Source organism: Carnobacterium mobile DSM 4848 (assembly GCF_000744825.1).
In the GTDB taxonomy this organism is placed as follows: domain Bacteria; phylum Bacillota; class Bacilli; order Lactobacillales; family Carnobacteriaceae; genus Carnobacterium_A; species Carnobacterium_A mobile.
Map to the genome: position 1 here is coordinate 2,145,497 of NZ_JQMR01000001.1, position 11,963 is coordinate 2,157,459.

12 protein-coding genes are annotated in these 11,963 nt (G+C 36.8%); 10 read left to right on the forward strand and 2 right to left on the reverse strand.

Annotation, left to right across the window (positions count from 1 at the left end):
• Positions 1 to 25: 25 nt before the first annotated feature.
• The gene (locus tag BR87_RS10250; protein WP_035031745.1) at positions 26 to 937 is read right to left on the reverse strand and encodes an aldo/keto reductase; all 912 of its coding nucleotides are present in this window, start codon (positions 935 to 937) and stop codon (positions 26 to 28) included.
• A gap of 293 nt (positions 938 to 1,230) precedes the next feature.
• On the opposite strand from BR87_RS10250, the gene BR87_RS10255 reads away from it, so the two are divergent.
• From BR87_RS10255 to BR87_RS10265, 3 genes are read left to right on the forward strand one after another with little or no spacing between them, the layout of a single operon-like run.
• A complete protein-coding gene (locus BR87_RS10255; RefSeq protein ID WP_035031746.1) occupies positions 1,231 to 2,031 on the forward strand; it encodes a TrmB family transcriptional regulator in 801 nt (266 codons plus the stop codon).
• Positions 2,032 to 2,051: 20 nt separating this feature from the next.
• Positions 2,052 to 2,939 carry a sulfite exporter TauE/SafE family protein gene (locus BR87_RS10260; RefSeq protein WP_035031747.1) on the forward strand — a complete coding sequence of 296 codons (888 nt, stop codon included), beginning with the start codon at positions 2,052 to 2,054 and terminating at the stop codon, positions 2,937 to 2,939.
• A 15-nt stretch (positions 2,940 to 2,954) separates the two neighbouring features.
• The gene (locus BR87_RS10265) at positions 2,955 to 3,947 is read left to right on the forward strand and encodes an ornithine cyclodeaminase family protein (RefSeq protein WP_035031748.1); all 993 of its coding nucleotides are present in this window, start codon (positions 2,955 to 2,957) and stop codon (positions 3,945 to 3,947) included.
• A 61-nt stretch (positions 3,948 to 4,008) separates the two neighbouring features.
• Here the strand turns inward: BR87_RS10265 and BR87_RS12705 are convergent, their stop codons facing one another.
• Entirely contained in the window at positions 4,009 to 4,599 is a 591-nt protein-coding gene (locus BR87_RS12705) for a general stress protein (RefSeq protein ID WP_051929827.1), read from the reverse strand.
• A gap of 237 nt (positions 4,600 to 4,836) precedes the next feature.
• On the opposite strand from BR87_RS12705, the gene BR87_RS10275 reads away from it, so the two are divergent.
• The 7 genes from BR87_RS10275 to cydB all read left to right on the forward strand — a co-directional run bounded on the left by BR87_RS10275 (position 4,837) and on the right by cydB (position 11,963).
• The gene (locus tag BR87_RS10275; RefSeq protein WP_035031750.1) at positions 4,837 to 5,310 is read left to right on the forward strand and encodes a Dps family protein; all 474 of its coding nucleotides are present in this window, start codon (positions 4,837 to 4,839) and stop codon (positions 5,308 to 5,310) included.
• Between the two features lie 197 nt (positions 5,311 to 5,507).
• Positions 5,508 to 6,521, forward strand: a complete 1,014-nt coding sequence (locus tag BR87_RS12710; RefSeq protein ID WP_051929829.1) for a YsnF/AvaK domain-containing protein — start codon at positions 5,508 to 5,510, stop codon at positions 6,519 to 6,521.
• Positions 6,522 to 6,667: 146 nt separating this feature from the next.
• Complete coding sequence (locus BR87_RS10285) at positions 6,668 to 7,240, forward strand: TetR/AcrR family transcriptional regulator (protein WP_035031754.1); 573 nt, start codon at positions 6,668 to 6,670, stop codon at positions 7,238 to 7,240.
• Positions 7,241 to 7,316: 76 nt separating this feature from the next.
• On the forward strand, positions 7,317 to 8,441 hold the full coding sequence (locus BR87_RS10290; RefSeq protein WP_035031756.1) for an ABC transporter permease: 1,125 nt from the start codon (positions 7,317 to 7,319) through the stop codon (positions 8,439 to 8,441).
• Positions 8,441 to 9,118, forward strand: coding sequence for an ABC transporter ATP-binding protein (locus BR87_RS10295; RefSeq protein ID WP_035031768.1), 678 nt, complete (start codon positions 8,441 to 8,443; stop codon positions 9,116 to 9,118). The genes BR87_RS10290 and BR87_RS10295 overlap by 1 nt, the downstream gene beginning before the upstream one ends.
• A 407-nt stretch (positions 9,119 to 9,525) precedes the next feature.
• Positions 9,526 to 10,938 (forward strand): cytochrome ubiquinol oxidase subunit I, encoded by a 1,413-nt coding sequence (locus tag BR87_RS10300; protein ID WP_035031771.1) that lies wholly within the window; start codon positions 9,526 to 9,528, stop codon positions 10,936 to 10,938.
• Between the two features lie 8 nt (positions 10,939 to 10,946).
• Positions 10,947 to 11,963, forward strand: a complete 1,017-nt coding sequence (gene cydB, locus BR87_RS10305) for a cytochrome d ubiquinol oxidase subunit II (RefSeq protein ID WP_035033166.1) — start codon at positions 10,947 to 10,949, stop codon at positions 11,961 to 11,963.

The window sequence follows — 11,963 nt, forward strand, 5'->3', positions numbered from 1 at the left end:
GATTTGGCGGGGTTTCAATTTGTTATTAAGGAATAGGGTTGCCAGCAGTTCGATAAATGTTATACCATTCTTCACGAGATAGAACCATTTCTGAAGCTTGAGCATATTGTTTTAACCGCTCAGGCGTCATGGTTCCCACAATTGTTTGAATCCGAGCAGGGTGACGTAAAATCCATGCAACAGCAGTTCCGGAATTATCTAATCCGTACTTTTCACCGATTTCTTTCAGTTTAGCGTTTATTTCCGGATAAGCATCATTATCAATGAATACTCCGCCTTCAGCTTTAACAGGAGACCAAGCTTGGATAGTCATATCCTTCAGCCGGCTGTAGTCCAAGACACTTCCATCGCGGTTGATTGCATTTTCATGTTTAGTATTTACATTGATTCCAGCATCTATTATTCCTGTATGCATCACACTCAATTGTAATTGGTTGACGATTAAATCTTGCTCAATGGTTTTTTTCAACAGATCAATCTGCATGGGATTATGATTGCTGACTCCAAAGTGCCGAACCTTCCCGCTTTTTTCCAACTCATTGAAAGCTTCAGCTACTTCTTCTGGTTCGACTAAAGCATCCGGACGGTGCAGCAGGAGAATATCAAGATAATCTGTTTTTAAACGGCTCAGACTTTCGTTAACAGACTGAATGATATGTTTCTTTGAAAAATCATAATAACCAGTACGTATCCCCACTTTGCTTTGAATGATCATTTTATCTCTGATGGAGGACCGCAAATCGACTGCTTCAGAAAAAACTTCCTCTGATTTGCCTTTGCCGTAAATATCAGCATGGTCAAAAAAATTGACTCCTAAATCCAAAGCATTTTGAACAACAGCTGTCGCCTCTTTAGCCGTTAATCGATTCATTGACATACAGCCTAATCCGATATTCGAAACCATTAAATCACTAGTACCTAATTGTATTTTTTTCATTGTTTATTTCTCCTTTATCCAGTATTTATTGACGAAACTTTTAGTATTTAATAAATAGGCCTTCAAAAGTATACCATTAGTTAGAAAGCGGATACAACTGTCTGCCTTTGTTTGTTTGTGGATAAATAAAATGAACAGATGGTTAGCTGTTCATTTTATTTTTTAGATATTCCTATCCCAATTAATAAATATTTCACAAAAGTGTTGACAGAATAAATGGATAAGATTATAGTAGTAACTGAAGGTAGCTACTAACTAATGTGATTTATTTCACTAAAGAAGGAGGCAAGATAATGGAAAACATCTTGTTGGTCTTGAAAGAATACCATTTTTCAGAATATGAAATCCTTGTATACATCACTTTATTAAAAAAGAGCAATCAAACTGGATACGAAATCAGTAAAAATTCTAGTGTGCCTCGCTCAAAAGTATATAACCTATTAGAGATTTTATTAAAAAAGGGGATAGTTATTGGCAGTAAAACAGAGCCGGTTCGTTATCAAGCAATTTCTGCGCAAGAATTAGTAGATAAACTAAGAAAAAAAACAAAAACTGATTTTGAGGTAATTGAAGAAATTCTAGGAAGTATTCAAGAAATGGAAGAAACAGAAACCTTATGGAACTTATCGGAGTATGACCAAGTAATAGAAAAAATACTGCAATTAATTGAAAAAGCACAAGAAGACATTTACTTACAAGTATGGGAAGAAGACTTGTCAGAAGAAATGGTTGAACGATTAAAACAAGCCGAACAACGAATAGAGAAATTTGTAGTTATTTTATTTAGCGCCCAACATCATTATGAATTGCCCTTCAACCGGTTTTACAAACACGGTTTCGAAGCAGACAAACTTGATGATTATGGAAGCCGTTGGATCAATGTTGTAGCGGATTCTCAAGAAGTTGTTTATGGTACTTTACCTAAAGAACAACCCGATGTTATCTGGACTCGTAATCATTCTATGGTGAAACTAGCTAAAGAATACATTATCCATGATGCTTATAATCTGCGGATGATTGAACAATTAGAAGACCCGGCCATGCAAGTATTTGGACGAGATTTAAATCACATTAGAAAAATTTATGAAAAATAAAAAATTTGGAGGAAACTAAAATGACTACAGTATTATTAACCTTGATTGTGATTGTCAATTTGTTTTTTGTGGCTGCATTTGTGAAGGATTTAATAAGGAATAAAAATGAAATGATGAATGAACCGGCAAACACTATTGCATTATCTTTTACATCGTTTTTTACTTTTTTGCTTTCTACTTTTGGCATTTCAGATTTTGCTATTGGAACGGTATTATACCAAAAATTAAAATGGGTTCCATTAAAAAAACTGCCTGGTACGTTAAACGCTCAATGTGTTATTCCAGTTGCCGCAATGGCTCTTTCTTATATTACTTCCATTGATGTAGGAATCAAGACTTTGGCTGTTTGTATCATCAGTCAAGTGATTGGTGCGTATATAGGACCACGTTTTGTAGTGAAGTTACCGGAAAAAACCATCAAACAGTTTGTTTCAATTGGTTTGACAATAGCTGCCCTGTTGATATTGGCAGGAAAGTTCAATTTAATTTCTTCTAACGGAACAGCAACTGAATTGTACGGTATAAAATTAGCAGCAGCCGGTATTTTATTATTTGTGTATGGTGCGTTAAATAATATTGGAATTGGATCATATGCGTTAACAATGGCAACTATTTATGCTTTGGGCATGAATCCCGCAGCTGCATTTCCAATCATGATGGGGGCTTGTACATTCTCAGTTCCAATCGGCAGCATGCAATTTGTAAAATTCGGTGAATACAGCCGTAAAATAACGTTGTTCGCTTCTACTTTCGGAGTGCTTGGAGTATTAACAGCTGTTTACTTTGTAAAATCATTAAATACAAGTATGTTACAATGGTTAGTCATTGTAGTCTTATTGTATACAGCAGTCAGCATGATGATGGAACTACGTAAATCGAAAAGAAGTATTGCAAATGAAGGAATTTAAAAAGGAGCGAAAAAAATGATTATTTTGACTAAAGAAGATATGCAAAAGGTATTCTCAATGAAAGAAGCCATTGAAGCAGATAAAGAAGCTTTACGTCTCTTCTCTGAAGGACAGAGTACCGTACCGTTACGAACAAATATTGATATACCAGCATATGAAGGCCAAAGTCTTTATATGCCGGCCTATGTAGGTGGCGAAAATCAAGCTTTAGGAGTGAAAATCGTTTCCGTTTATCCAAATAATATTCACAAAAAATTGCCGAGTGTGCCAGCTACGATGGTCGTTCTCAATTCAGAAACAGGCATGGTAGAAGCAGTAATGGATGGAACGTATTTGACACAACTGCGTACAGGAGCAGTTCAAGGAGCAGCAACGGATATACTAGCAAGAAAAGATGCTGAAATTGCTGCATTATTTGGGACTGGCGGACAAGCCGTTACACAACTTGAAGCGATGCTGACAGTTCGTCCGTTGAAAGAAGTTCGGATCTTTGACGTAGATCAAGACCGTTGTCAGAAATTTGTAGAAGAAATGTCAGAAAAATTTTCGGCTTTCGGAACCAAAATGACGGCTGTAAAATCTGCTGAAGAAGCTGTCTCAGGAGCAGATATCATTACTTCTGTGACCACTTCTAAACAAGCAACATTTGAAGGGAAATTTGTTAAAGAAGGAGCCCATATTAATGGAGTTGGAGCTTACACTCCTGAAATGCATGAAATTCCTGCAGACATTATTGTGAAAGCAAATAAAGTTATATTCGATACAACTGAAGGTGTGCTGGCAGAAGCTGGAGATATCATAACACCGTTAGAAAAAGGAATAGTTGAAAGAAGCCATTATCAAGGAGACTTAGGAGAAGTCATGCTGGGAAAAATCAAGGGTCGCGAAAGCGATACAGAAATCACTGTCTTTAAAACAGTCGGAACAGCTGTATTAGATGTTGTGACAGCTGAGAAAATCCTGCAAAAAGCTATAGCTCAAAAAGTTGGAACAGAAATCAATATGTAATGAACAGAAAAGAGAGTCTGGGGCTTGTCCCAGACTCTCTAATGATTTAATTTTAAAATAGTTATTCTGGAATGTCTCTTTGTTGATCGGTCCCTGGAGAAATGGGCATACTTGGGTTTTCAGTTGGGTGGTTTCCACCATATGAACCATCTGATTCTTTAAGTGGAATGCCACCAACGGTTGCTTCAGCGTCATTATTTTCATTAGTCGGCACGTCAGAATGAGCAGCTGAATATTCGCCTACATTCGGAACCGTGTTATTATTTTGACCTTGAATAGGTCTGCGACTAGTCTTATTGTTTGTCTGGATAGTGTCAGATTCCAATGCTTCTTCAACAAGAATGACGTAACCGCCATTTTTAATCGCTTTATTGTAGCGTTCAGTAATAGCTGGATCTAGGTTGTACTTGCCAAGCGGATTCTTAGCATCTCCGTCAGTGAAAACATCTCTGGCTCGATCCCAGATAGATTGGTGATTTTCTCCAGTTACCGTATCAACATCAGCAATAGTTAAACTTTCAATTGCGCCTTTATTTTCTTTATAGGTTACAACCGTAATATCATCGGCTGCATATCCCTCGACCAACAAGTGTTCGACTTCTGCTGCGGCTTCTTCAACGGACTGGTATGCACTTTTAAAAAATTTTGGCATATTGTTTTCCTCCTAATAGCATATTGTTGTCTACACACTTATCATACCAAATAAAGAAAGGGCTCCCAAATATAAAAGCTTATGGAGAATAAAAAAAGCTTTGAATAGTCTAAAAAAAGAAAAGCCCTAATAAAAAGTTAAAAATAAAAGAGCTATGGTTGGACAAGTACTATTCTTTTGATTATACTAATTATAAAGTGATAAACACTTTAATATTTTATTAGGAGGAAGAAGAACATGGCTCAAACGAATACCGAAGTAAAAAGTACATTGAATAATCTGGTGGCAACTCATGGGGTTTTCATTACAAAATTGTACCAACATCATTTTTACGTACAAGGACCGCACTTCTTTACACTTCACATAAAATTTGAAGATTTATACAAAGAAACAACAGAACACTTTGATGAATTAGCAGAACGCTTGCTGGCAATCGGCGGTAAACCTTATGCTACATTACAAGAATTTTTGGAACATTCTTCTATTAAAGAAAGACCTTATACAGAAAAAGTGCCTGCAGAAGAGATGGTGGTCTCTGTGGTAGCAGATTTCCGTATTTTAAGAGATGACTTGGCAGCTGCTATTACGTTGACTGGTGAAGAAGGCGACGATGTCACACAAGATATATTAATTGCCTACAAAACAGAAGTTGACAAAAATATCTGGATGTTACAAGCTTTCCTTGGTAAAGACCCGTTGGAAGGCGAGTAAGACTAACTTAATAAACGACTTTATAAAAGCAGCGGATTTTTTCTCCGCTGCTTTTACTTATGGAAAAAAATGATAACTGAAGGATGATGCGGAATGGAAGCGCAGTCGTATTAATTGTGTCTCCTATCATTTATTAGTATAATAAAAATTGTACAGATAGATTGTATTTTATTATTATACTAAGGAGTGGTAAAGTTATGAGTAAATTTGTCAAAGGTAGTTACGAAACGGCATCAGCAGCTCAGCGAGCTATTGACGAATTAGTGGCTGAAGGATACTCGAAAAAAGATATCACATTAGTTACGAATAAAGACATGAGTACTACTGTTCAAGATGAAGGCGTAGAAGTTACGACAAAAACAGATGTCGATCATGACGATGAATCAATGTGGGAAAAAATAAAAGATGCTTTTCGTATTGATCCTTATGATGAAACACCTGGGGACAATGATGATGTATTAGCTGATTATACAGATGATATCCGCAATGGCAGCATTGTTGTTTTAGTAGATGGAATTAAAAATGATACCGCTGATTCACCATCAATGGATGATACGACGATGCCAAACACACCAACGTCCGGAATGACAGAACCGATGGGAACAACTGATTTTGTTGATCCGACAGATACCGTCAGTTCAACGGGAGTGAATCCATCAATGGATGCTGCATCAGATACGATTGGAACAGATGACACAAATCAATCAGTGCCGCCAGCAGATTGGGGAGGAGCCACTCAAGATATGACTCATGATACCGATATGGGCGTAGCACCAGATAATAGCACAGTGGACAATACGGCAAGCAAGGATCTTTCAGACAAAGAAAAAATTAAATTACAAGAAGAAAAATTAGACGTAGACACGAAAGAAGTTCAAACTGGGGAAGTTCATGTAGATAAAGTGGTAACAGAAGAAACACAAACTGTTGAAGTACCTGTTAAGCATGAAGAAGTAAGAGTTGAAAGACGCCCAGTTACGGATGGAGAAACTGCTGATGAGGCAGATTTGAAAGATGAATCCTTCACTGTTCCAGTGGTTGAAGAACAAATAGAAGTGCATAAACGTCCTGTTGTAACAGAAGAAGTAATGATCGATAAAGACACCAAAGAAGATGTTAAACATGTTTCTGAAGAAGTTCGTAAAGAAGATATAGATATCCACATTGACGGAGATGTTCAAATCGAAGATAACGATAAAGATAAACTATAATAAGTAAAGAAAGTTTTTTTTAAAAATTGGACATGAAGACACAACCTAGTGATAGAAGCAGGTTGTGTCTTCTTTTTCGTTTCTATTCCAATCTGCTTCGTTGATGGTATACTAAGAAGGCGAATGAACAAAAGGAGAGGTTTTGGATGGCGAGAGAGAAAAAATTTTCAACAGAAGATATTTATGAAGAGACACATCAACTTTTAATGTCAGTCGGCTATGATAAATTTTCATTTGGTTTATTGGCCAGCTCATTGAATGTTTCAAGAGCAGCTATTTACAAATATTATACCAATAAAGATGAATTGATTTATGATTATATGATTTCAGAAATGGAGCAAATGGTTGACGCTCTTGAAAAGCTAGATTGGGCTGCTGATTATTTTGCTCAATTTCAACAGTTATTTGCTTTAATTTTTGAATACAGTGATATTCACCAAATCTCTTTCATGATTCCTGGCGATCGAATTGCCAATGAAGAGAAAATGAAAGAGAAAAAACAGCAATCGCAAGTACTGCACAAACGTTTTTTTGAACAGATTCAAACTTTTATTCAAACAGGACAGCAAAAAGGGCATATAAAAAATACCATACCCGAAAGCTTAATTATTGAGCTCATTTTTCACAGTGTAACGATTCCTAATCGGACTGGTCTTTCGCAAGAAAAACGAGCAGATTATTTGCAAGAAATTATTTGTCAGGGGATTTTTAATAAATAAAGTGACACGAGTGTAACTTTGGGTTATAATGAAGTTACAACTTGCAAGTTAGTTTATTTGAAAAGAGGCTGACAAAATGTTTTTAGCACTAAAAGAATTAAGATATTCAAAAGGCCGTTTTCTGATGATCAGTTTGATCATTGTTCTAATCTCTTGGCTAGTCTTCTTTCTAGCAGGATTAGGGAACGGCTTATCCGACTTAGGAGCGGCTACTTTGAAGTATGCCGATGTAGATTATGCGGTGTATGAAGAAAAGTCCGATTTTACTTTTTCAAAATCAATGATATCGGAATCCATAGCAGATGATTTACTGAAAGAAGACGGAGTCAAAGCGGTAGCTCCATTTGGCACAGCATCTGCTTCCATTCGTAACGCGGGAAGCGATAAAGAAGCAGCTTCGAAAGTCGACGTTTTAATTGCTGGCATCCGTCCTGGATCCTTTATGGAGCCTAAAGTGACGTCTGGCACTGCTTTAAAAGAAACAGATTCATTGGGCGTGATTGCAGATGACTCTTTGAAAGCAGAAGGGTTTAAACTAGGCGATGACTTAACTATTAGCGGTTCTAATGAAAAAATGAAGATCGTTGGTTTCACTAAGAATCAAACGCTAAGTCATCAACCGGTTGTCTTTACTTCATTAGATAAATTTCGAGATTATAAGTATGCAGCTCCTGGTTCAGACAACGGAATCAAAGATGTTGTAAACAGCATCATGGTTCAAGGAAAAGACAGCGACCCTGAAAAAATAGCACAAGATGTGGAAAACATTGAAGTAGGTACAAAAAAAGAAGTCATCAATGCGGTTCCAGGATATGCGGCAGAAAATGGAACGATCACAATGATGTTAGGTTTCTTGATCGTTATTTCAGCTATTGTGATTGCAGTTTTCTTTTACATCTTGACGAATCAAAAAACACAGCAATTTGGCGTGATGAAAGCAATTGGCGGCAGCAACTGGTTTGTCATTAAATCCGTGATCTCACAAGTCTTTATTTTATCTGTCATCAGTATTCTTGTGGGTGTAGGCTTAACTTATGCAACAGCAGCTATCCTGCCCGATTCAATGCCATTTAACTTAGTGAATTCGCTTGTTATTTCTTATAGTTTGATTTTACTGGCTATCAGTGTAGTGAGTTCATTCTTTTCTGTTTTAAAAATTGCAAAAATTGATCCGTTAACAGCTTTAGGGAGGGTGGAATAATGGCAGGTCTACAATTAAAAAACGTTTCAAAATTCTACCAAGAAGGTGAATTTAAAACGACTGCATTAGAAAATGTTTCTTTATCCGTCATACCTGGTGAGTTTATTGCGATCATTGGACCGTCTGGCTCGGGTAAAAGCACCTTTTTATCTATTTCAGGTGCGTTGTTACAGCCATCTGAAGGAGAAGTTTTTGTGAATGAAGTAGCGGTTTCGACATTAAAAGAAAAAGAATTGTCAAAAGTCCGTTTACAACAAATTGGCTTTATCTTACAAACCTCCAATCTTATTCCTTATTTAACGGTTTTAGATCAACTGCTGGTCGTGAAAAAAATGAGCGGATCTGTAACAGCTGAAGATAAAAAGTTTGCAGAAGATTTGTTGAATGATTTAGGATTAGCTAGCAAATTGAAGAAATTTCCAAATGAGTTATCTGGTGGAGAGCGTCAGAGAGTTGCTATTGCTCGCTCTTTTATGAATGACCCTGATCTTATTTTAGCTGATGAACCTACAGCAAACCTGGATACAAAACGTGCACATGAAGTCGTGAAGCTGATTGCAGAAGAAGTTAAAGCACGCGGGAAAGCTGCTATCATGGTAACGCACGATGAACGGATGTTAACGTATTGTGATCGAGTATATCGAATCGAAGACGGTGTGCTAACACAAGAACAGTAGGGAAAAGTCTAAGCAATAAAGGATCCATTTTCCGAAAATGAATTATTCTGATAGATGACCCATAAATATTGGGTGGTTTATTAGAATCTTTCTTTTAGGAAATTAAGAACATCTCGAAGATTAAAAAAATAGAACAGCTTACTGCTATTATAGTATGATCCACGCTCTATTAGTGCGTGAGAATTTTTTTGGAATTCAAAGTAACTTTTCTGGTAAGATTTCTTTGAGACAGGTAAGATAGAAATGAAAAAAGATTCTTATTATCTTTGTGAAAAAATTAACCGTTTTTCTTGTATTATTATTGTAATTATGCTTAGAAAGCTTATAATGGAAAATAGAGTTTAATTTTTGAACTATAAAACCTTAGCTATTTAAGTGAGGGTAAATTTTTGGAGGAGGTTTTTAAAGTGAGTTTTGATATTCTTTCACTCGCTCGTTTTCAGTTTGCTATGACAACTGTGTTTCACTTTTTCTTTGTGCCGCTGTCAATCGGACTTGGGTTAACTGTTGCTATTATGGAAACTATTTATGTCATCAAAAAAGATAAGATGTATAAAGACATGGCAAAATTCTGGGGAAATATTTTCTTGTTAAGTTTTGCAGTGGGAGTTGTTACCGGTCTGATCCAAGAATTCCAGTTTGGAATGAACTGGTCTGATTATTCCCGTTTTGTCGGTGATATTTTCGGTTCTTTATTAGCCATGGAAGCTTTAATGGCATTTTTCTTGGAATCCACTTTTATTGGCCTATGGATATTCGGCTGGGACAAATTCAATAAAAAAGTCCATGCCTTATTTATGTGGTTGGTTGTTGTAGGAGCCATGCTTTCAGCATTCTGGATCTTAGTAGCCAATAGTTTCATGCAACACCCAGTAGGCTACACAATCAATAATGGCCGTGCTGAATTGAACAATTTTGGTGTATTGCTTTCTAATCCAAAAGTTTGGTATGAATTTACTCATGTACTATTTGGAGCAGTTCTTCTTGGTGGATTTTTCGTTGCCGGTCTTGCAGCATTTAGATTGATTGCCAAAAAAGACATCGAATTCAATCGGAAATCGCTGAATTTAGGTTTAATAATTGGTTTAGTCGGAACTGTTTTATCTATTGGAGCTGGAGATTTACAAACAAAAGCATTAGTAGCAGATCAACCGATGAAATTCGCTGCAACAGAAGGTCTCTATGAAGATTCAGGCGATCCTGCTTCTTGGACGCTCATTGGATTACAAGATACGGATAAAAAAGAAACAACTTGGTCCCTTGAAATTCCTTATATGTTGAGTATCTTGTCTTACAACAAACCCTCAGGCAGCATTAAAGGAATGAACACCATCAATAAAGAATTAACTGCAGAGCATGGGGATATGGATTATTACCCGCCTGTTAAAACCCTGTTTTGGAGTTTTAGAGTCATGGTAGGAAGTGGTATGTTCTTAGCTTTAGTTGCTATTCTAGGTTTATGGTTCAGCTTACGCAAAAAAACATTGATGAATATGAAATGGTTGCTATATGTCATTGGTTTCTCTTTGTTTCTTCCATTTCTTGCCAACACAACAGGTTGGTTGATCACTGAATTAGGACGTTACCCATGGACTGTCTATGGACTTTATACAATGGCAGATAGCGTTTCGCCAAATGTTTCTGTTGCTTCTTTAATGACGAGTAACATTGTTTACTTCTTGCTTTTCTCTGGTCTTGGTGGAGTTATGGCTTACTTCGTGAAAAAGGAAATGAACCATGGTCCTTACCATATCCAAGAAAGTGAGAATGAAATCAATCGGAAAAGCGATGATCCATTTGAAAAGGAGGCGTTTAAATAATGGCTGATATGAGTACATTACAACTTTTTTGGTTTATCTTGATTGGTGTGTTATTTGCTGGTTTCTTTTTCTTAGAAGGATTTGACTTTGGAGTCGGAATGTCAACACGCTTTTTAGCAAAAGACCAAGCAGAACGCGAACAATTAGTTGGAACGATCGGACCGGTCTGGGATGCCAATGAAGTATGGCTGATCACTGCCGGGGGAGCAATGTTTGCTTCTTTTCCACACTGGTATGCTTCTTTATTCAGCGGCTACTACTTGATTTTATTAGCCGTTCTGTTCGGCTTGATCATCCGTGGAGTATCATTTGAATTCCGTAGTAAGATGGAAGGACAAAAAGGCCGCGAATTATGGGATTGGACCTTGTTCTTTGGTAGTTTGATTCCACCATTTTTCTTTGGTTTAATGTTTACGAGTATGGCAGAAGGCATGCCATTGGATCAAGCTGGCAATATGAACGCTACCTTTACCGACTACTTTACGCCGTTTTCTATTTTGGGAGGCGTTGTATTAACTTTGCTGTGTTTCTTGCATGGATTAAACTATATTGGCTTAAAAACTTTGGGAGATGTACACGCACGTGCCATCAACTATGCTAAAAAATTATACTATGTTTTATTTGCCGGTTTAGTTCTCTTCGTCATCATGCTTTACACAGTTACTGATTTCTTCCAATTGCATTTAACAGCTACACTGATTCTTTTAGGAATAATGGTTGTGTTGAGTCTATTAGCAACTTATGGAGTTCATAAAGATAAAGAACTCTTAGCGTTTATTACTAGTGGATTGACTTTGATCAGTTTAGTTGCGTTGTTATTTGTTGGATTGTTCCCACGTGTCATGGTTAGTTCGATTTCATCAGCAAATGATATTTTGATCGTTAATGCTTCAAGTACACCGTATACGTTGAAAGTGATGACATGGTTGTCCTTAATGGTCTTGCCGTTTGTTTTAGCGTATCAAGGATGGACTTATCATGTATTCAGACAAAGAATTAAGAAAGATGATGTGGTGAAATATTAA